Source organism: Micromonospora sp. NPDC049559 (assembly GCF_040676675.1).
GTDB lineage: Bacteria > Actinomycetota > Actinomycetes > Mycobacteriales > Micromonosporaceae > JBFAPK01.
Genome location: NZ_JBFAPK010000002.1, coordinates 495,401 through 515,864, shown reverse-complemented (window position 1 = coordinate 515,864; position 20,464 = coordinate 495,401). Strand labels below are relative to the sequence as shown.

At 65.9% G+C, this 20,464-nt stretch carries 15 protein-coding genes; 5 read left to right on the top strand and 10 right to left on the bottom strand.

The window, feature by feature from the left end:
* Positions 1-7: 7 nt before the first annotated feature.
* Both AB0J86_RS05200 and AB0J86_RS05195 read right to left on the bottom strand, forming a co-directional pair.
* On the bottom strand, positions 8-709 hold the full coding sequence (locus tag AB0J86_RS05200) for a DUF3431 domain-containing protein (RefSeq protein WP_363852811.1): 702 nt from the start codon (positions 707-709) through the stop codon (positions 8-10).
* 354 nt (positions 710-1,063) lie between these two features.
* Positions 1,064-1,309 carry a hypothetical protein gene (locus AB0J86_RS05195; protein ID WP_363852808.1) on the bottom strand — a complete coding sequence of 82 codons (246 nt, stop codon included), beginning with the start codon at positions 1,307-1,309 and terminating at the stop codon, positions 1,064-1,066.
* 108 nt (positions 1,310-1,417) lie between these two features.
* Between AB0J86_RS05195 and AB0J86_RS05190 the strand changes: the two genes are divergently transcribed.
* Positions 1,418-3,037 carry a glycosyltransferase gene (locus AB0J86_RS05190; protein ID WP_363852806.1) on the top strand — a complete coding sequence of 540 codons (1,620 nt, stop codon included), beginning with the start codon at positions 1,418-1,420 and terminating at the stop codon, positions 3,035-3,037.
* A 138-nt stretch (positions 3,038-3,175) separates the two neighbouring features.
* Positions 3,176-4,018, top strand: a complete 843-nt coding sequence (locus tag AB0J86_RS05185; RefSeq protein ID WP_363852804.1) for a phosphotransferase — start codon at positions 3,176-3,178, stop codon at positions 4,016-4,018.
* A gap of 54 nt (positions 4,019-4,072) precedes the next feature.
* Here the strand turns inward: AB0J86_RS05185 and AB0J86_RS05180 are convergent, their stop codons facing one another.
* The 8 genes from AB0J86_RS05180 to AB0J86_RS05145 all read right to left on the bottom strand — a co-directional run bounded on the left by AB0J86_RS05180 (position 4,073) and on the right by AB0J86_RS05145 (position 16,210).
* Positions 4,073-6,247, bottom strand: coding sequence for a carbamoyltransferase C-terminal domain-containing protein (locus AB0J86_RS05180; RefSeq protein WP_363852801.1), 2,175 nt, complete (start codon positions 6,245-6,247; stop codon positions 4,073-4,075).
* A 194-nt stretch (positions 6,248-6,441) separates the two neighbouring features.
* Positions 6,442-7,365, bottom strand: a complete 924-nt coding sequence (locus AB0J86_RS05175; RefSeq protein ID WP_363852798.1) for a phytanoyl-CoA dioxygenase family protein — start codon at positions 7,363-7,365, stop codon at positions 6,442-6,444.
* A 308-nt stretch (positions 7,366-7,673) separates the two neighbouring features.
* The gene (locus AB0J86_RS05170; protein WP_363852795.1) at positions 7,674-8,840 is read right to left on the bottom strand and encodes a Gfo/Idh/MocA family oxidoreductase; all 1,167 of its coding nucleotides are present in this window, start codon (positions 8,838-8,840) and stop codon (positions 7,674-7,676) included.
* Positions 8,841-8,864: 24 nt separating this feature from the next.
* Positions 8,865-12,599 (bottom strand): SDR family NAD(P)-dependent oxidoreductase, encoded by a 3,735-nt coding sequence (locus AB0J86_RS05165; RefSeq protein ID WP_363852792.1) that lies wholly within the window; start codon positions 12,597-12,599, stop codon positions 8,865-8,867.
* A gap of 58 nt (positions 12,600-12,657) precedes the next feature.
* Positions 12,658-14,025, bottom strand: coding sequence for a TrpB-like pyridoxal phosphate-dependent enzyme (locus tag AB0J86_RS05160; RefSeq protein WP_363852789.1), 1,368 nt, complete (start codon positions 14,023-14,025; stop codon positions 12,658-12,660).
* 1 nt (position 14,026) lies between these two features.
* Positions 14,027-14,344, bottom strand: a complete 318-nt coding sequence (locus AB0J86_RS05155) for a phosphopantetheine-binding protein (RefSeq protein ID WP_363852787.1) — start codon at positions 14,342-14,344, stop codon at positions 14,027-14,029.
* Between the two features lie 19 nt (positions 14,345-14,363).
* Positions 14,364-15,719, bottom strand: a complete 1,356-nt coding sequence (locus AB0J86_RS05150; RefSeq protein WP_363852784.1) for an FAD-linked oxidase C-terminal domain-containing protein — start codon at positions 15,717-15,719, stop codon at positions 14,364-14,366.
* A 35-nt stretch (positions 15,720-15,754) separates the two neighbouring features.
* Entirely contained in the window at positions 15,755-16,210 is a 456-nt protein-coding gene (locus AB0J86_RS05145) for a hypothetical protein (protein WP_363852781.1), read from the bottom strand.
* A gap of 678 nt (positions 16,211-16,888) precedes the next feature.
* Between AB0J86_RS05145 and AB0J86_RS05140 the strand changes: the two genes are divergently transcribed.
* From AB0J86_RS05140 to AB0J86_RS05130, 3 genes are read left to right on the top strand one after another with little or no spacing between them, the layout of a single operon-like run.
* Complete coding sequence (locus AB0J86_RS05140; RefSeq protein WP_363852778.1) at positions 16,889-18,154, top strand: acyl-CoA dehydrogenase family protein; 1,266 nt, start codon at positions 16,889-16,891, stop codon at positions 18,152-18,154.
* Positions 18,063-19,658 (top strand): amino acid adenylation domain-containing protein, encoded by a 1,596-nt coding sequence (locus AB0J86_RS05135; protein WP_363852775.1) that lies wholly within the window; start codon positions 18,063-18,065, stop codon positions 19,656-19,658. The genes AB0J86_RS05140 and AB0J86_RS05135 overlap by 92 nt, the downstream gene beginning before the upstream one ends.
* Positions 19,655-20,455, top strand: coding sequence for an alpha/beta hydrolase family protein (locus AB0J86_RS05130; RefSeq protein ID WP_363852772.1), 801 nt, complete (start codon positions 19,655-19,657; stop codon positions 20,453-20,455). Before AB0J86_RS05135 ends, AB0J86_RS05130 begins: the two co-directional genes overlap by 4 nt.
* The last annotated feature ends 9 nt before the right edge of the window (positions 20,456-20,464 follow it).

Genomic DNA, 20,464 nt, shown 5'->3' with positions numbered 1-20,464 from the left:
TCTGGCCTCACCTTCGAACGGATATGGCGCGCTCCACCCAGCCCGGATCGAAGACTGCTACCCAAAACCGTTCCATGTAGTGCGCCTCTTCCGGGTTGGAATGCCCGAGTCTCTCAAAGTGCTCAAGGAGCCGGCCATAGAACGATTTTCTCCGCGCCAAAATGGCGTGGCGGTGAACCCCGAGGATCGCGCCGGGGTAAAACGGAATGTAGGGCGGCGGCTTCTCGCCGAAGGCCCACTGATAGAACTGCCCGGGTGTGAGCGCGGCCCGTCGCATACCGCCAGCCTCAAGCTGCTGCGCCCACTTCGGATAGTATCGAATTCCCTCCCAGTGTCGGAAAGACCTGCCCTGCAGACCGAACCCCACCATGCCGGGCGAGCGGGCGGCGGCAGCCTGACGGACGAGCGACGCAACGCGGACATCTTCGACGTGGTCTGCAAGACCAGCTTGGGAGAAGATTGTTATGTCTGCCAGGTTGTCATAGTTGGTAACTATGTGATGTAGATATGTGTGGGCTTCACGCCCGATATTCGGTAGCTGACTTTTGGGGTAATCGCTGTCGGTGGCCGACCACGCTGAGCCCTTGGTGTAGATGATGACTGCATCCCAGCTCTGCTCCCGTAGCCACTGAAGATCCTCTTGGTAGTGGGCCAGGACGAGCTGAGCCAGGCCAGCCGTTCCACCTTCGTTCGGCCCATGGTTCGTCACGTCGTTCGCTCCAGACTGGATTCGTCGGCCACCTTGGGACGTACAAACAGCCGGCCAAGATTCGCCACCTCGGTCACGGCGCGGAGGTGGTGGTCAGATAACGGTAGAGCCTGGTAAACGTCTTCGGCAACCGTGGCTCGGTGCGACTTCATTCGGCGGCAGTCACGGACCCGGGTCCGGTCCGGCATCGTCCCATCCGCGTCCCGGCAACAGATACGGCGCCGTCACGGCCGGGCCGGCCCGCAGCCGCCGACCACGACAATGTTCGGGGAACCGTTCCGGGTTATTGAATCGATTGTTATGTATTCTGGGCCGTATGGCTGAACGTGGTTTCGGAAGGGGCCGTAGGTCCGGTCAGATATGGAGTCCCGACGTCGACGTGATGGTCGCGGCGTGGATGCCAACAGCCAGGATGAGGCGGTGGCGCCTTGGGCCCTGGCCGCGAACGGTGACCAGGTGGCGGGCCGGTTCGCGCGGCGTCGGCTGGAGGTTCTGGCTGACGGGACGAGTCACGACCGGAGCCGCCGCGAACATCACCGATGAGCAGATCAAGGCGGTGATCGTGAAGGCGTTGAGACAGGCACCGGCGAACGACGACACACTGATTGGCCTGATGACCGGCTCCGGCGCGGTACGGGAGGCTCCCGATGATGCCGGCCGCACCCCGCGGGCAGACCACGATCACACCCGGACTGGAGAGGACCGCCGGTGAGCGTCATCACCATCGGCGGTGCGGCCGGAACGGATAAGACGGCGCTAAGCGCCGCCCTCGCCGCTCGACTGGGCTGGCGGTGGTGCTCGACCGAGGAGCTGTACCGCGCTTGTGCTGTGGTTTGCCACCGAACGGGCGACCGGGGGAGCGTCGGCGAGATCCGGCTCGAAGCCGCCGGGGCGACGGGCGATCCGCAGCCGACGTTCAGGGGCCAGAGGGTCGCCGACTTACCCGGCCTGGATGCACCTGACGGCAGCTCGTTCGCGGCCGACCCTTCTGTCCGGGCGGCCGTCGATGCCGAGGTGCGCCGGTTCGTCGGCGACCACAATGCCTTGGTCGTGGGCGACGGCGCCAGCCAGGCGTTCCCGCGTGCCGCACTACACCTCTACCTCTGGGGGGCACCGGGGGAGCGCGACCAGCGCCGTCGAGACCCCCACCGGCTGCTGTCGCCTCTGCGGCTCGGCATGGTGGCCTGGAACCCGGCATCCTGGTCGTTCGATGACACGGTCGCGCAGCTGCACGATTGCGTGAATGTCGCCCTGGGCCGCCGACGGCGGTCGGTATCCGTGGTGATGCCGGTTCGCTCTCGCCGGGACCACCTGAGCATGGCCATGCCGCGTTTGGCGGCCGCGGTGGCCGGCTGCGAAGGCGATGTGCAAGTTGTGGTCGTCGACGATGGTTCGACCGACGACACCGCCGCCGTCGCCGCCGCCGGTGGTGCGCAGGTGGTCTCGCTCGACACGTCGCGTGGCCTCAGTGGGGCCCGCAATGCCGGTCTGGAGGTCGCGACCGGCGACGTCATCGTCTTCCTCGACTCCGACATGCTTGTGGCGCCCGACTTCCTCGCCGAGCACCTCCGCCTGCATGAGACCGCGAACGATACTGTGGTGCTCGGCGCCCGCTGCCATCTGCCACCGGAGGCGAGGGACCCGTTCGACGCCGAGGTGCTCCGCCGGGACACTCGCGAAACCCTGCTCGACCTCTACTCCTACAACATGGCGTGCCTGGCCCGCCCCTGGTCTCTCGCGTACGGATGCAATCTGTCCGTGGACCGGCGGTTGCTGGAGCGGGCCGCGCCAGACGGCTTTGACGAGTCGTTCGTGGGCTGGGGTCTCGAGGACCAGGAGTTCGCCTTCCGGCTCGCCCAGCACGGCGCCCGGTGGGCGTACTCTCGCGCCGTCTCGGCCGCCCACCTCTACCATGACCGGGCGATGACAGCCAAGCGGTTCGCTGGGTGGCACGCCAATCTGCGCCGCTTCGTTCGCAGGCACAGCGAGGCTTCGGTGTTGGAGCATCTCCTGCCGGGCCTGGACCCGTCCCGGGACGTCGACTATTCCGAGTGCTACCGCCGGTTCGACGGCGGGCCGACAACAGCGGAATCGACCGAGCTGCGGGTCGTACGCGTGCCGACGGCGGACGACCCGTTGCTGGCCGTCCAGGACGCGGTGACGGCCGGCGGAGGCGAAATCGCCCTGGTCCACGAGGGAGAGCATCCCGCGCTGGCGGTGCTGACCGAGGCAGCCGCCCCGGGCCTGGGCGTCCGGCTGTACGCCGCGGCGGACTGGGACCGGCTTTCGATGCGGGCGGGAGCCCCGGCCCGGGAAGGCGCTGGGTGACATTCTTGACACGGACCGGTGTCCGCGGTCCGGTGGCGCTGGCAGGTGTACGGCCGGCAGCGTGCCGAATAAGGTTTGTGCGGGCAGGGGGACTCGTTGCGCCCCCCATACGTGTACCCCGGAATTGAGGAGGACGGCATGGAGGCATCGGATCTCCGTCGCGCGGTCGAGGCCGGGCGGGTGACTGCTTCCGCGCTGGGCCTTCAGGTCGACGATGCGATCGTCATAAACAATTCGGACCGCATCGCGGTGCGCCTGGCCCCTTGCGATGTCCTCACCCGGGTCGCACCCGCATCGCATCTGGCTGGCTCCCAGTTCGAGGTAGAGGTCGCTCGCCGGCTCAGCGAAGTCGACGGCCCGGTGGCTGAGCTTGAGCCTCGGGTCGAACCTCAGGTCTATTCGCGTGACGGATTCGTCGTCTCGCTTTGGACTTACTACGAGCCGATGGGATCAGAGATCACCCCGGCCGACTACTCGGACGCGCTCGTGCGGCACCATGCCGCTCTGCGCCGGATCGAGCTGGCGGCACCACATTTCACGGATCGAGTCGCCGGGGCGCTGCGCGAGGTGGGCGACCGAGAGCAGACACCGGCGCTGTCCGATCTCGACCGGGAGTTCCTCGGCGACACCCTCAGCCGCTTGAGCAGCGAGATCGGCGGCAGTGGGGCAGGGGAGCAGTTGCTGCACGGCGAGCCGCATCCGGGCAACCTCCTCAACACGAGGAGAGGTCCGCTCTTCGTAGACCTCGCGACGTGCTGTAGCGGGCCGGTCGAGTTTGACCTCGCCCATGCCCCCGAAGAGGTCGGAAAGCTCTATCCGGGGGCCGACCAGGACCTGATTCACCGGTGTCGCGCCCTGATGTGGGCGCTGTTCACGACTTGGCGCTGGCGCCGAGACGACCAACTGCCCGATCGTGAGTACTGGAGGGTGGAAGGGCTGAACAAGGTACGCGCCGCACTCGATGGCCAGGGACTGGATTGAGCGAAGGCGTCAATGCCGACCCCACGAGATCCGACATCCGCTCGGGCTGCGCGGTCACCCTCCCGCGCTCTGCCAGTACCGGGCATATGCCGCAGGAGCCCCGGGTGGTTGCGAGCGGTGGTGAACGTACAGGACGTCGCGCGCGACGACCACCTGTCCGCGTGGGTCGACCCAGAACACATCATGAGTACCCGCCTCGATGAGCTGACGAGAGGTCTCCGCCATGTCGGAGTAGTAGACGGCGGGGTCGAAGATGAATTTGTCGGCGCTCCACGGTACTAACACCGCGACCTGCGGCCAACTCTTGGCGACCTCGACGAACTCCCCCCGGTCGTGGACCAGCAGCACCTCGCGAGGAAGTCGCGGTGCTTCTCGATGCTGCGACAGACAGACCGCCAGCACGCTTGGAACCTGCTCGCGGAGAAGGGTGTGTACGGAACGCTGCACATGGTCGGCATCCGGATGGGCCACCAGGAGCGTCGGTTTGTCGGCGAGCCTGCGGCAGTTGACGGCAAGCGGATCGAAGTCGGCCATGCGTGCGTTTTGCTTGTCTTCGAAAACCCAGTCTCCGATCACCAGGGCGTCCATGCCCGATGACCCGAACAGCCGAAGAGCCTGCTCACACGTCTGAACAATCGGCTCCCCTCTGTCATTGAATGACGTGTTCAGCACCATGCCGATCCCGGATCGCTTCTTGAATTCCTGGATCAAACGATAGAAGAGCGGGTTGAATGACTCACTGACGGAGCCAACCCGCGCGGTTCCATCGACGTGGCAGACGGAAGACAACCGCTCCCGCCACTGCGGCCGGACCGGCGCGACAATTGTCATATAAGGCAGCGACTCGCTAGCCTCGAAGAAGATGTCCTGGTCGTCCTCAAGAACTGACGGCGCGAATGGCCTCCAGTTCTCTCTGTGCTTGACCTCCGCGTTGATGCGGGTCTTGATTCCGGGCGTGAGCGGATTACCCAAGATTGATCTATTGCCCAACGCCCGTGGCCCGATCTCGGATCGCCCTTGGACCCATCCGACGATCTGTCCTGCCTCCAGCCGCTCGGCGGCGAACGCGGCCGGATCGCTGCACCGGGCTCCCTCAATGCCGAACGCGGCCGCCGCCTCATGCACGCCCGCTAGGTCGATCTGCCGTCCGAGGAATGGGTTCCTCATCTCCCAGTGGGTATGCGGGCCGGCCTGCTTCCGGCTGTGGTAAGTGTAGAGTGCGGCACCCAGGGCCGTGCCTGAATCGGTCACCTGCGGATATACGACCACCTGCGGAAAAATCTTTGCACTGCGGATGGCGCCGTTGCCAACCGAGTTCGAGGCGACGCCTCCGGCGAGCAGCAGGCTCTTTGATCCGGTTCGTTTCTTCAGTGTGGCGGCGAGCCGGACCATCACTTGCTCACACAGGTACTGCGCAGCGGCCGCCACATCCTTGTGATGCTGCTCAAGCTCATCATCACGCTTGCGCCGCGGCCCGAAAAGTCCTTCGAAGACGTGACCAACCAACTCCTCGGCAGAATACGAGAAGGTGCCGTCCGCCAGGCTCATGTCGAACTCGAAAAAGCCCTCTTCATCAATACGGAATACCTTGGAGAGGTCGGCCAGATATCGCTTTGGCTCACCGTAGGCCGCGAGTGCCATGGTCTTGCCGTCCTCGCCGAACCCCCAGCCGAGCCAGCGCGTCACGGACTCGTAAAAGCGTCCAAGTGAATGTGGGAGACCTACCGTCTCCAAGATTTGGATGCCGTCGGATCGTGAGCCGTGGGCCAGCATGGCCGTGTCTGCTTCGCCGCTACAGTCGATGCTTAGAATGGCGGCGTCCTCGAACGGGCTGGTATAGAAGACGCTGGCAGCGTGACACAGGTGATGTCGCACGTCCAGGACACGGTCTTCACCGAAGCCGGCGGCGGACAGAACTCGATGAAAGGTCGGGTGTCGCCACTTGATGTTCTCGGCAGCTCTCTCGAATGCCGGGCCGGTCAGGTAACCGTGTGCCTGCCGCAGTCGCTCAGGTATGAGGCCAGGGTCCCCGCAATTCGCCACGAGGTCGACATTACCTGGCGCGATGCCGTATTCCGCCAGACCCTCGAAGAGGATCGGAAGATCGCTGGAAAAGCCGTGCTTCACACGATTAAACCGTTCCTGCTCGTACACGAACACGGGTTCGCCGTCCTTGATCAGTGCGAAGCACGCGTCGTGCTCACCTCCCTTGGCGCCGAGCACGATCATTGCGACCGCCTCCAGCCCAAACGCCGGTGACCTCCAGTCACGAAAAGGTCAGATTGCTGACGTGCGGCGTATCCCGGAATCACGGAGCCCTCCAAGGCTTTGACGTCTGGTTCCGCATTGATTGCACGCTCGACAGTTACGTCGGTATTGGGTGTGTTGGCGATGGTTGGCCCGATACCGGAGCTGTGCACCTTTCAAGGTCTGTAGTCGTCCTCCGGTTTGAAGGCGGAGAGATCCGCGTTCGGGTAACGCTGGCAGACCGCGGCCCAGGTCGCCTTTGTCCAGTAGCGATGGCCACGGGGCGGAAAGCCGACCAGTTCCAGTTGACGGTGGCTCGCACTATTGACGAAGCTGTACCAGTCGTCCGCGAGCCCGAGATGTATGTTCGCCCCGAGCCGTTCAATCCAGACGTCCTCAGCGTCGCCGACGGCCCGGTAGCTCAGTTTCAGGGCGAAGCGAGCACCTCGTGGGACGGTCATCGACGTGCCGCGGTGGAAGGTGTCGTTCCGGTACGCCAACACGGTTCCTGCGGGTCCGGCCGCGCTTACCTCTTTGGCGTAGATCTCTGGGTGTTCATCCTTCGTGATCCGCAACTGCGCCGGCGGCACGGCGCCAGTGTGGGTCTGGGACACCACGTGCGTCGGCCCGTAGGTTTCCGGAACATCGTGCAGGTAAATGAACATGCCGACCGCGCCCAGGGTCCAGTCCTCGCTGGGTACGACCATGGTGTGGTTGCCGTAGTCGCGATGCAGATCCTGTTCGTAGCTGGCCGCTCCCGTGTACTTCCCCCAGTTGTGCAGTTCGTAGAGGCGGATGGCTGAGGTCCCCAGTAGCGCCTCCGCGAGCCCGACGATGGGTGGGCTGACCCCAAGCAGCGACCACGCCGTGCTGGCGAACGGGAAGAAGTTGATGCCGGCGCTCCCGCGACCGGCGAACCTGGCCCGCAGTTCCGGGTCCTGGCTGTCGTGGTACTCCTCGGCGGTGGGGAACACGAGGTGCAGATCGTCCCGAATTGGACGGAGATAATCATCGTCCAGGAAGCCACTCATAATGACGTAGCCGTGCTCGCGGAAGTGCTCCGTTGCTGCTTCGAACGTTGTTGAATCTACACCTGTCATCCGTATTCAGGGACGCCGAGCTGTTGGGCAGCACGCGTCCCGCCCTCCTCTCAAGGGGTAGGCGCGGTTTTCCTGCACGCGACTCTCCGGTGATTGTCTCGATCTGGTCGCAGACTTTTCAAACAGCGGGCGGTGTCGAACAGGTGGTGGAGCCCCTGGTCGCGGAATGATGCGGGCGCGGTGTGCGCCCCAGACAAACTGTGAGACAGCGATCCCGGCGGACCGATTGATAGCGTAATGGATTGCTGCGCGTCATAAAAGCGCCTCACAACCCTCAAAGGAGCATCTTCGCCGAAAGGGCGGGGCCTCTATCCTGAAAAGGAACCATCCGAATTGCCGGTGAGGGCATCCGTACTCCGTGATCTTGGCCCGAGGTCTAACTCGACCCGGGGGGTGGGGCCAAACATCGGCTCCGAGCGAGCCGGGCGGCCAGCGGGTCGGGTGCGGTAGTCGCCGTCGCTGGCGGTTCGGTCGTACAGGTCGGGCTTGGCGACGAGTTTCACCTCTTGGCGGGCGTTGGTTTCCAGCGCGATCACGCAGGCGTGCGCGATGGCCGTGGCCGAGTAGCCGTCCCAGCCATCGGCGCCATCGGAAGCCAGGTCGCCGCGTAAGCCGTCGACCCAGTCTTGCAGCTCGCGGCGATATGCCTCGGCGAAGCGGGGCCGCCAGTCGCCCGGCAGACCACGGCTGGCCGCCGCGGCCCAGCGAAGCTCGATCGCGGGCGGTGAGTCGAGTGACGCGCAGCCCTCCTCGCCGACGAGTTCACACCGAACGTCGTAGCCGTATCGCGCGTTGACGAACACCTCGATGTCGACGAGCACACCCTTGGCGGATTCTAGGATGAGGATCTGCGTGTCCTGGGTGCCGCCTCCGGCGCGGCTGGGCCTGGGCTTGTGCACGCTGGCTGCGACGATCTCGTCGTCCAGCAGCCAGCGAGCCAGGTCGATCTCGTGGACGGCTGAGTTCGTGATGACGTCACCGCTGTACAGGCCCGGGATCGTGGACACGTTGCGGTGGATGCAGTGCAGCACCAGCGCCGAGCCGATGCCGCCGGAGTCCAAGATCGTCTTCAGCTCGACGTAGCCTGGATCGTAGCGGCGCATGAATCCGACCGTCACCAGCCGCCTGCCGTACGCCACCTCGGCGTCGAGGATCCGCAGGCATGCCTCGATCGTGGGAGCCAGTGGCTTCTCGCACAGCACTGGCTTGCCCGCGTCGATGCTCGCCAGCACGAACCGCTCGTGTGTCGGATCGGTCGACGCGACCACGACCGCGTCGACGGTGTCGTCGTTGATCAACTCGATCGGGTCGGCCAGTACCCGCGCCGACCCGGCGCTCTCGGCGACTGCTGCCGCGCGCCGCTGATCCAGGTCGTTCACGGCGGTCAGCGCGGCACCGGAGACGACGCCGGCGAGCAGCCGAGCGTGATCCGTCCCCATCACACCGGCGCCGATGATCCCTATTCGTACCGTCATCGCGACACTCCCACTCGCGCGGATCTATCTCGGCCCTGAACGAGACGATGGCTCACCCCATTGGCTCCGGATCACGGCTGCCATTTCCTGAGCTGTCGGACAGTCGTAAAGGTCTTGTACGACGAGCCGGGTGCCGAAGCGGTCGTTGACCCGGCCGACAAGCCGGATCGCCGTCATCGAGTTGCCGCCGAGTTCGAAGAAGCTCTGCCTCGGTTCCACCGACGTGTTTCGGAGCTCGCCGCGCCACAACTCGACGAGGGCGTCCACGACTGCGTCTGCCAGCGACGTGCCGGCCTCTGCGTCACCCTCAGGTCGGACTTCCCGGTCGGTCGCGACTCTTTCCGCCCGGACCGCAACGCCATCGCCCAGCGCACCCCGCACCGCCACCGCGACGTCCGCGTCGCTCGATCCGCGGTGGCGTACCAGCACCTCCAGATCGTCGAGCACGCGCGGATCCGTTTCGCGGGCGATGTGCGCGTTGTTTCCGTCCAGACCGATCAGGATGTGCGGAACCGTAGCTGCCATGGCGGATACGAGCAGGTCCAACGCCTGCTCCGCGGCGAGGGGCCGGAAGCCGAGCCGCGTCAGCGCCGCATTTCTCACGCCGCTGCCCGTGGTGTCGGACCAGAGGCTCCACGAGAGGCACTGCCCCTTGCGCCCCTGTCTCCGCCAGTATTCGGCAAAGGCGGGTAGGAAGGCGCTTGCCGAGGCATAGGCTCCGAATCCCGTGCCGCCAAAGTGCCCGTTGAGCGAGGAGAACAGCAGAAGCGACGCGTCCGGTCGATCGTGCAAGACCCGGGCCAAAGATCGAGTTCCCGCCACCTTCGCCCGGAACAGCCGGCGGAACTCGATCGGGTCCTCGTTGGAGAGCAGGTGGTCCTCAGGGTGCCGCCAGTTACGCGAGATATCGGCGCCCGCGAGGTGCAGGACCCCGTCCAATGCCCTTCCCCAGCGGGCCTCCGCTGCTGTCACGGCTGCCTGCACGGCCGGTGCCTCCGCCACGTCGGCCTGGTGATACAGCACGTCGCCGGTCGCGGCTAGTTCGACCAGGCGCCGGGCTCGCTCGCCCGTCGGTTCGGACCGGCCGACGAGTACCACTTTCGCTCGGTGCCGCGTGAGCAGGTGCCGCGCGACCCGATGGCCGATGTCGCCGAGTCCGCCTGTCACCAGATAGACCCCGCCGCGTCGGAATCCGTCGCCGGTGGCTGCCGTCGCCGTGTCAAGTGGTCGGATCCGACGCACGAGGCGGACACCCCTGCGGTAGGCCACCACCTCGTCATCGACGCGCAAGCCGAGTTCAGCCACGACGGCGGGCACTGGGTCCTGGTCCGTCGGATCGAGGTCGAGGTGCCGAACCCGCTTGCTCCCGTACTCGGCGTTCGCCGTGCGAACAAGGCCGGTAACGACCGCCTGCGTCGGGTCCACTGTGTCCCCGTCGCTCGTCGCGGCGGCATTCCACGTCAGCACCAGCACGGGAACCTCCCCATCCCCACACGCGCGGAGCAGGCGGCACACCGACAGCGCGAGGTCCTCGGGTCCGGTCGCCACGGCACCGTGCACCACCGCACCGACCGCCCCGTGCTGATGCCGCACCGCGGCCAGGGCCGCCGCGTAACTGTTGGCGTCGGCCGGGTCGACCACGTAGTCGGTCCGTGAACGCCGCTCGAACCCGACGCCCGCCCGGACCGTGATCACCGGAACGTCGACGACGGCGCTCAGACGCTCGGCGAGGTCCGCGTGGTCGATCACCACCCAGGGGCCATCAGCCGGTGGACCAAGCTCAACCGGGAGCGGCAGCCACGTCGGCACAAACAAGCCGAGATCCTTGGCGTCGTCGTCGGACAGGGCCGGAAGGGTGACGAGCACCTCGTCGTACGCTCCCGAGCGATACTCATCTCGAAGTCGGCTCCGCTCGATCTTTCCTGCGGAGGTCTTCGGAAACGCCACCCGCGGCACGGGCACGATGCGGCGAGGTCGCAGCCCGATCTCCCGGGAGAGCCGGGCGATGATGTCCCGCACTACGGCGGCCCGCCGGTCAACGTCGTCCGTGGCGAAAACGACGAACAGGATCAGCTCATCGGTCCCGGTCTCTGGGGCGTGTTCGCTGCACGCCGCGACGAACGTGGGCTCAACGCCCTTTACGCCCTCCACCACGGACTCGATCTCGTGACAGGGGTAGTTCTGGCTGCGGATAACAACCGTATCCTTCTCACGCCCGGTTACCACCAGCCGCCCGCGGTATACGAACCCGAGGTCACCGGTGTCGAGCCAACCGTCGTCCGTGAATGCCGCACGGTTCGCCGCAGGGTTGCCGTGATAGGCGACCATGCCGGTGATCCCACGCACCTGTAGCCGCCCGACGTGCAGCTCAGGCAGGGTGCTGCCGGCATCGTCAACGATGCGCACTCGAGTTCCCGGGTCGGGAGTTCCGACCTCGACGAAGGTCGGATGACCTTGGGTCGGGCCGGGCAGCGGCCGCAGCCGACCTGCCATGGTGCGGGCGTCGACCGTGATGACGCCAACGGATTCATCGTCTCGGTGCATGGTCGAGTGCACGGCACCGCCGCACACCTCCGACATGCCCCAGGTGGGCCGCATCACGTCCGGTGCCAGCCCACTCGGCGCCAGCAGCCGCAGGAACCTGTGCATCGTGCGGCTCACGATCGCCTCGCCGCCGTTCGTGATGTCCCGCAGGGTCGACAGCTCCCAACGGCGGCGCTTGACCTCTTCGGCGAGCTGGGTGATCAGCGTGATGACGAAGTTCGGCGCCGAGGTGTTGGTTACCCTGTGGCGCTCGATCCAGTCGAACCAGCGCAGCGGGTCGGCGAGAAAACTGTCGGTGCGCGCGTTGACGTGCTCGTACTCGAGGACGACGTCGCGAACGTTGTGCATCACCATGCCGGCCACGTGGTCCAGCGGCATAAAGTTGAGGGTGACCTCGTCGTGGCCAAATCCGTTGACGGCCTGGTTGACGTATGCCCGGGCGAGCACGGTCCGGTGCGAGTGACGCACACACTTCGGCACGCCTGTACTGCCCGACGTGAGCAGGTGGACAGCCGGGTGGTCGGGATCGGCGGGGAACAGGTCGGTCGCCGGAGCATCGGCCCGCAGGTCCTCCAGCGCCCAGATCTCGACCCTCGGGACGCCCCACAACCCGCCCAGATCGCCGATCTGCGGTGCCAGGGCCGCATCGGTGAGGATCGGTGCGCGATCCAGCAACTGCCACGCGTTGTGCAGCCGCCGAGTCGTGGCGTTCGCCCACCGGTACGTCGGCGCGACGCCGATTGGAGTTGGCACGAAGCCACCGAGCAGGCACGCCCAGAATCCGGTCACGAAGTTGCGGTTGTCGTCGCAGTGCAACAGGACCGAGTCGCCGGGAACAACGCCGCGCGCCCGCAGCCCGGCCAGTACCCGGGCCGCGTCGTCCAGCAGGTCGCGGTAGGTCTGCCGATCCTCATTGCCGTCCGCCCAGATGTAGGTGGTGCCGCGGCGGGTCGCGCTGTTCGCTGCCCGCACCAACGCCGCTGTCAGGGTGGCGGGCGCTGTCGTGGGTACCGTGAACGGGCCACCGTCGACATCCGCAAGGGGCAGGTCGTCCGAGGCCACCGGCACCGGCTCGGCAATCGAGGACGGCTGCGGGATGACGTCACGGCGCGGGCGCAGGCAAACCTCGACTGCCGCGGTCCCGGGAACGCCGCCGGCCGCGGCGGTCGCCCGCTCGATGACGTCCGACAGGGACCGGGGAGGTGACTGGGGCACGATACTGAGCTCCTCCGTTCGTTCCTGAGACCCTGTGCGTGCTTGCTCGCGCGATGAGTCAGGCCCCGCTGGCCCTTAACGAAGCGAGGATCTCCTCGTCGGTCGGCGCAACGTCCACGGTGTTGCCCGCCAAGTGGTTCTCGTACGCCGACAGGTCAAGCAGACCGTGTCCGCTCAGGCTGAACAGCACAACGTGCTCTCGGCCCCGCTGACGTGCCGCCAGCGCCTCGTCGATGGCTGCCCGTACGGCATGCGCGGACTCCGGCGCGGGCACGATCCCCTCGGCTCTGGCGAATCCCACGCCGGCGTCGAACACGACGGACTGCGCGTAGGAGGCGGCCTCGACCAAGCCCTCGTGGTACATCGCGCTGATGATCGGCGCCGCGCCGTGGTAGCGCAGGCCGCCCGCGTGTATGGGATATGCCGAGAACCTGCGGCCCAGCGTGTACATCTTCACCATCGGCGTCACGCCTGAAAAGTCAGTATGGTCCGTGATATACCGTCCCCGCGTCATTTTGGGGCAGGCATCCGGCTCTACCGCCACCAAACGGGTCGACCTGTTCTCTGCCTGTGCCACCCGATAGAAGGGAAACGACAGTCCAGCGAAGTTGCTGCCGGCGCCCATAGCGCCGATCACGACGTCGGGAAAATCACCAGCCAGCTCCATCTGCGCCAGCGCTTCCTCGCCGATGACGGTCTGGTGCATCAGCACATGGTTCTCACCACTGCCGATAGAGAATCGCGCGTCGGAGCGCTTGCTCGCGTACTCGATGGCTTCGGCGTTCGCAATACCAAGGCTGCCCGGAGAGCTGGGATTCTCCCGTAACGCCTTCCGGCCGACCTCGGTCTGATCGCTGGGACTCACGATAACGTTTGCACCGTAGAGCCGCATCAGAGTGCCCCGGTAGGGCTTCTGCTCGTAACTGCTGCGCACCATGAACACGGTCACATCGAGGCCATAGGGGCGGCAGGCCATGGCGAGAGCGCTACCCCACTGCCCCGCCCCGGTCCCGGTCACCACTTCACGAATCCCGGAGCGCTGGTAGTAGTACGCCTGCGCTAGAGCGGTGTTCAGCTTGTGGCTACCCGCCGGGCTGGTGCCCTCGTGCTTGAAGTAGATGCGCGCGGGAGTGTCGAGCGCCTTCTCCAGCCTCGTCGCCCGGACCAGCGGAGTGGGCCGCCACCGCTGGTACTCTGCCCGGACGGGTTCGGGTATCTCAATGAATCTGGTACTGCTCGTGCTCTGCCGGTACAGCGACAGGGGAAGGTGGGGGCGGACGGCACTGTCGCCACCAACCGTCCCGTTGTCGGCCTGCGGGGCGCGCTGAGGACCGGGCACATCTATCGGGAGGTCCGCCAGAATGTTGTACCAGTGGGTGGGTACCTGGTCCTTGTCCAAGGGAAACACATCGCTTGGGGCCTTCATGCTACAACCTCTTGCCGTTCACGTGATCGGTGGTCTCGACCAGTCCCCGGACTAGTTCGACCAGGCTTCCCACGTCCCGGAGTTCAGCGTTCATGACATCTTCATCGTCGATCTCAATCCCGAATTCCTGCTCGAACCTCACCAGCAGGTGGAGTAGGGCCAACGAATCCAGTCGCAGCGCCGACGAATAAAGCGGGACGTCATCAGTCAACTGCGCACGGTCGACGTGCAGCTCAAGCACGTGGATGACGATGTCCTTGACCCTATCCGCCACCTCTTTGGCACGTGGGTCGTCACTGTTCGTCTCGGCGTCGTGCATGTGCCCGCTCTCCCAATAGTTAAAGGACCTTGCCGGGATTCATGATCCCCAGCGGGTCCAGAGCCTTTTTGATGGCATCGTGAACACCGATTCCGGTATCGCCGATCTCGGCCCGCAGCCAATGGCGCTTCAGTACCCCGACACCGTGCTCGCCGGACAGCGTCCCGCCGAGTCCGAGTGCTATCCCGAACATCTGGTCGGCCGCGGCCCATACCCGTTCAGGAACCGCGTCCGCATCCCGGTCGTACAAGAATGTCGGATGCAGGTTCCCGTCGCCCGCGTGCGCTACGGTCCCTACGAACACACCGTATTCGTCCGCAATTCTCCTGATCTCTGTCGTCATCTGAGGCAGCCGGGACTGGGGTACGACGAAGTCCTCGACAAGCGTTCGGCCCAGCCGTTCGAGGCCGCCGAGGGCGAGTCGGCGGACATCCAGCAGCGCCTGCGCCTCCGTCTCGTCCGCGGTCACCACGACGGCCAGCGCACCCGTGTCCCGGCACACCCCGGCCAGCCGGGCTGCGGCATCAGCGGTGTCCGCCTGCCCGAGCAGCAGTGCGACATCCGGCTGCGGCCGCGGCACCGGCCGCCACTGTTGGAGAGCGCGCAGCGTGACCTCGTCTACCAGCTCCATCATGCTGGGCCGGAGTCCCGCCCGGACCACCGCCACCGATGCTCGCGCGGCTGCGGTGGCATCACTGAAGTAGGCGGCGACCGTGACCGGGGGAGTGCTGGGCTTCGCTTGCAGTCGAAGGGTGGCACCCACGATGACACCGAGCGTCCCCTCCGAGCCCACGAACAGGCTCGACAGGTCGTAGCCGGTTACCCCTTTGGTGGCCCGGCTGCCTGTGGCAATGCGCCGGCCATCGGCCAGCACGACGTCCAGGGCCAGTACCGAATCGCGCGTGACTCCGTACTTGATGCACCGGAAGCCACCCGCGTTCGTGGCCAGATTGCCTCCCAGCGTGGACCGCTCGGCGCTGCCCGGATCAGGGCCGTAGAGCAGGCCGTGCTCAGCCGCCGCTCGCGCCAGGTCAGCGGTCACCACGCCCGGTTCGACCTTCGCAAGCCGGTCTTCGACAGACAGTTCGGTGATCGCGTTCATCTGATCCAGCGAAAGCAGGACGCATCCGTCAACGGCGTTCGCACCGCCGGCCAGGCCGGTTCCTGCGCCTCGTGGCACCACGGGCACCCGATGACGGGTAGCCCAGGTCAGTGTGCTGACGACGTCCTCGGCGCATCGCGCGACCACGAGGCAAAGCGGGCCACCGACCACAGCGTCATTCGCCTGGTCACGACTGAACTCCGCCATCCGATCCGGGTCTGCCACAAGGTCTCCGGCGACGAGCCCGCCGGCCAACTCGTCGAGCGGCGCCATCGCCTGTTCACTCCGTTCGGCCCCGTGCCCGTGGCTCAAGGTTGAAGTGACGACTCGATCGCCATCCGAATCATCGGCATGGCCTTCTCGAGTTCGTGAATATCGATCGACTCGGCGAGCTCCGGGTAGCCCTTCTCCGTGAGCAACTTCGGAAGATTGCGGAGTTGGCGCTCACTCCACCCGACCGGGTCGGCGGCGAGTCCTTCGTCGTAGGCACGTGGGCCCACGTCACCATCCTGGAAGTGGGGATGGTGGTGATACCGCTGCTCGCGGCTGCCGTCGTCCAGACGGATTGAGAGGTCGATGCGGTAAATGCCGCCGTCGCCGACCGGCAGGACACGGTAGCCATGGGCACCTTCACGATGCTTGTGGCCCTCATATGGTTCGGCCCGGCGGACGTCGATTCGGGCACCGCCGTCGACCTGTTCGTAGCGTTCCACGCAATACCGGACCATGATCGCCACTTGACCGTTCAAAAACATGTACTGCACGAGGTCACCCCTCTTCAGGATTTCCCGGCTCTTGGCCCGACCAAGGATTTCGATCGGCCAAGGCCGGCTAGACCATGACCGGCTCTGGCGTACGACCGCCGACCTGCCTTGCCGCTCCGTCGTCCGCGCAAATCACCATAGCTGCACCTCGCTGCGAGAAGTAGAGCGTTCAAATGGGGCATTGAACAAGCGCACCCGAACAGTCTTCGCGCGGCTGCGAGCGCCTGTCGAAGCAAAACTCCGCTCAGGTCGTACAGCGGCAACTCGCTGCTCGCAGCGCTGTTCAACTGTCGGGCGCCGACAGTTGAACCCTCGTCGGTGCGCTGGAGAGGACCGGTTCGGGCGGCAAGCGGCACACATCGCGTCTTCCTCCCGCGTGCTTCGCTGGGGGGGCGTCGAGCGAATCGGTCCAGCGCAGCGTGACACCGAGGTGAGGAGGTCGAGGCGGGCCCGCGCGGGGCGTGCCAACACGACAGCTTCTGGCCATCGCCCACTAGTCGATCATGGGCTCCTTCGTACCTCCAGACCGCGACGCGCCATCCGGGACGGTCGATGTCGTACTGGCTCGAGCAGCTAGGGACCCAGGCGGCCCCGACAGTTGAACAGCACCCGTTCGACTCCTCAAGTGGGGCATGTCCGCCTAGGCTGATCGTTAGGAATGGATATGGACGGAGTCTAATGCGGTTCGAACTGGACGATACGCACAATGACTTGTATGACCATTTCAGAAGGCTCTGCGAGGGCGTCCTGGACAAAGATGTTGCCGTCCGTGACAGAGCTGGCGAGTTCAGTCACCGGGAATGGCTGCGCTGCGCGGAAGGCGGGCTTCACGGGCTCCTGCTGCCAACAGAGTACGGCGGTGGCGGCCACGGTCCGGTCGCCTACGTCCGGGCCATGGAGGCAATGGGGTACGGCGGCGTCGACAACGGGTTGATGATGTCGGTCGGCGCGCACGTACTCGCGGTTGCCGTACCTATCTGGCTATTCGGTGACGACGAGCAGCGACGGACCTACCTGCCGGGCCTGGCCGCCGGCGGCTTGATCGGCGCCAACGCGATGAGCGAGCCCGGCAGCGGTTCTGACGCGCTGTCCCTCACCGCGACTGCTATGCGCGACGGAGCGGGATATCGGCTCAACGGGCAGAAGGTCTACGTGACCAATGGCCCGATCGCGGACGTCTTCGTCGTTTACGCGACGGTCGATCCGCGGCTCGGCTTCACCGGCGTCACCGCCTTTTTGATAGAACGGGGCGACGCGGGTCTATCCGTGCGCGTCGGCAGCGAGAAGCTGGGCCTGCGCACGGCCCCGTGGGGCATCGTCGACCTCGTCGACTGTCACATCCCGGCATCCCGCCGGCTAGGCGCGGAGAAGCAGGGCGGCAGCATCTTCGCCAAGACCATGTCGTGGGAACGGGCGCTGCTTGTCGCGCCGTGGCTGGGCGTGCTCGAACGGGAGATCGAGGAGTGCGTCCTCCACGCCCGCAGGCGGCGCCAGTTCGGCAAGCACATCGGCTCCTTCCAGGCTGTGGCCAACCGGCTTGTCGACATGCGCATCCGCTGGGAGGTGTCCCGGATGCTCACCTACCGGGCGGCAAGCGAACTCGACGGGCGGGATCCGGGCATCTATCCCGAAATGGCGAAGCTCTACGTCAGCGAGGCCGCCGTAGGGATCCTCTCCGATGCGATGCAGATCTACGGTGCGCTCGGCTACACCGTGGACGGGCGGGTGGAGCGCCACCTGCGCGACGCGTACGGCGCGACGCTTTCCTCGGGCACCTCCGACCTCCAACGCCTGGTCATCGCTAGTCGTCTTGGTACGACCTGGCCGAAGAATGACGGAAGCGAAGTGAACGATGAGCAATCTGACCGATCACCTGGAGTTCTGGGCCGAACGGCGACCGACGGCGCCGGCGGTCGAGTTTCACGCAGAATCGATCACATATGACGATCTGCATCGGCGGAGTTCGTTGCTGGCCGGCGCCCTGGCGGAGCTGGGCGTGGCCCCGGGGGACCGGGTAGCGATCTGGCTGCGAAAGTCGATCGAGTCCATCGTGGCGCTGTACGGCGTTCTAAAGGCCGGCGCGGTCTATGTCCCGATTGATCCGGGTGCTCCGCCTGGACGTGCACGCAAGATCATTTCCGACTGTGCGGTTTCCAGTGTGATCAGCCACGACGACCAGGTGCTCTGGCTGCTGGAAGACCCAGCCTTGGCGAAGCTCCAGTTCTCGGTAGTGTGCGTCGGCGCCGATCCTCCGACGCGGCCCGGCGTCATCTCGTGGGGTGACACGCTCGATGGCGAATCCTTGCCGGCCCGGGTAGTCCCGCGCGGCTCGGACGACCTCGCGTACATCCTCTACACCTCCGGCTCCCAGGGGATGCCAAAGGGTGTCGCGCTGACCCACGGCAACGGCCTGGCGTTCGTGGACTGGTCGGTGGCGGAGTTCGGCCTGCGGGATACGGACAGGGTCGCGGGGTCGGCACCGTTGCACTTCGACCTGTCCACCCTGGATGTTTTCGCCACTGGACGGGCCGGGGCCTGCCTCGTGCTGGTGCCGGAGAGCCACGTCGGCATGGGCGGCGTGCTGAACAGGTTCGTCGTCGAGCGACGGATCGACGTATGGTATTCGGTTCCCAACGCCTTGGCACGCATGGTGAGCGCGAAGAACAGTGCGTTGCTAAGCGAGTCGTCGCTGCGGGTAGTGCTGTTCGCCGGCGAAACCTTCCCTATCGCGCAAGTACGGGCCTTACGCGCCCTTCTCCCGTCCGCCAGCCTCTACAACCTGTACGGCCCCACCGAGACCAACGTATGCACCTACCACCAGGTGCGCGCGGTCGACGTGGCGCCGGGCCGCACCGAGCCCCTACCCATCGGTCGCCCCTGCCCCTACGCCACCGTCTTCGTCGTCGACCACGACGGCGCCCCACTCGCGCTCAAGCCCGGCACCACCGGTGAACTGTGCGTGGCGGGTGACTCCAACATGCGGGGCTACTGGGGCGACCCGGCGCTGACCACGTCCAAGACGATAGCTGTCTCCCAGGATGACGGTGAGCCGCTGGCGGCATACCGGACAGGCGATCTGGTGCGCCTCGACGACGACCTGAATCTCATCTTCCGCGGCCGTAGCGACGACATGGTCAAGGTGCGTGGCCACCGGGTCGAGCTGGGCGAGATCGAGGCGGTACTTTCCGCCGCTGCGGACACCGTGCGTGAGGTCGCCGCCGTTGCGGTCGGGGACGACGACGAAAAGCACATCGAGGCGTACGTCGTTCCGTACCAGATGCCATGCGACGTGGCAGAACTCCGCCAGCGCTGTGCGGCGAGTCTGCCGCGCTACATGGTGCCGGAGCGGCTGTATGTCGTGGCCGAGCTGCCCCGCACCTCGACCGCCAAGATCGACCGACGGGCGTTGGTCGACGATCTGAGGACGAAGAGCGACATGCAGCCATGAAGATTCTCACCGAGACCTGGTTCAGCGAATCCATCGAACGCCAGAAGTCGATCACCGTCGCGCTGCCGCCGACCTACTCCTTGTTGGGGAGGCCCTGCCCAGTCCTCTACCTGCTGCACAGCTTCGGGGGAAACCGCACAAGCTGGTTCCGGTGTCCCAGCCTTGCCGCCCGTGCCAGCGACCTGGGGCTGATCCTGGTGCTGCCCGAGTCCGGGCGCTCGTGGCTCATCAACGACGCCCGCGGACGCAGGTACGAGGACTACCTCCTGCAGGAGGTGGTGCCCTACGTCGACCGCCACTTCAACACGGTGGCTGATCGAGCGGGTCGGGCGATCGCGGGGTTCTCGATGGGGGGAGCCACCGCGTTCTTCCAGGCGTTGAGGCACGGTGATGTGTTCTGCGCCGCGGGCAGCAACGGTGGAGCCTTCGAGGCGCCGCTGCGCGAGGGCGACCCCTACCATCGGCATCGCCACGACCAGCGGCTGATGATGCCCACCGTCGCCGACCACGAGCGGGTCTGGGGACCCGTCGGTAGCGACGTGCGACGTACGTACGACCCGTATCGCCTGCTTCGGGAGTTGGGTCCGGATGACCCGGTGCCGGTGTTCTACCTCGACGTCGGTCTGCAGGACTTTTCCCGTACGATCGCCATGAACCGGAACATGCGCGACGCCCTGTCGGCCCGCAAGATGCCCTTCGTGTATCGGGAACGGCCCGGCCGGCATGACTGGGAATTCGTCGAGGCCGGAATCGATGAACTCCTCGGTTTCGTGTCCGAGAACCTCGCCACACGCTGAGCCACCCGC

Excerpts from the sequence above, each read along its gene's own strand:
- AB0J86_RS05130 (WP_363852772.1), top strand. The coding sequence starts at position 19,655 with ATGAAGATTCTCACCGAGACCTGGTTCAGCGAATCCATCGAACGCCAG.
- AB0J86_RS05185 (WP_363852804.1), top strand. The coding sequence starts at position 3,176 with ATGGAGGCATCGGATCTCCGTCGCGCGGTCGAGGCCGGGCGGGTGACT.
- AB0J86_RS05135 (WP_363852775.1), top strand. The coding sequence starts at position 18,063 with ATGAGCAATCTGACCGATCACCTGGAGTTCTGGGCCGAACGGCGACCG.
- AB0J86_RS05140 (WP_363852778.1), top strand. The coding sequence starts at position 16,889 with ATGCGGTTCGAACTGGACGATACGCACAATGACTTGTATGACCATTTC.
- AB0J86_RS05175 (WP_363852798.1), bottom strand. The coding sequence starts at position 7,365 with ATGACAGGTGTAGATTCAACAACGTTCGAAGCAGCAACGGAGCACTTC.
- AB0J86_RS05180 (WP_363852801.1), bottom strand. The coding sequence starts at position 6,247 with ATGATCGTGCTCGGCGCCAAGGGAGGTGAGCACGACGCGTGCTTCGCA.
- AB0J86_RS05150 (WP_363852784.1), bottom strand. The coding sequence starts at position 15,719 with ATGGCGCCGCTCGACGAGTTGGCCGGCGGGCTCGTCGCCGGAGACCTT.
- AB0J86_RS05170 (WP_363852795.1), bottom strand. The coding sequence starts at position 8,840 with ATGACGGTACGAATAGGGATCATCGGCGCCGGTGTGATGGGGACGGAT.
- AB0J86_RS05155 (WP_363852787.1), bottom strand. The coding sequence starts at position 14,344 with ATGCACGACGCCGAGACGAACAGTGACGACCCACGTGCCAAAGAGGTG.
- AB0J86_RS05160 (WP_363852789.1), bottom strand. The coding sequence starts at position 14,025 with ATGAAGGCCCCAAGCGATGTGTTTCCCTTGGACAAGGACCAGGTACCC.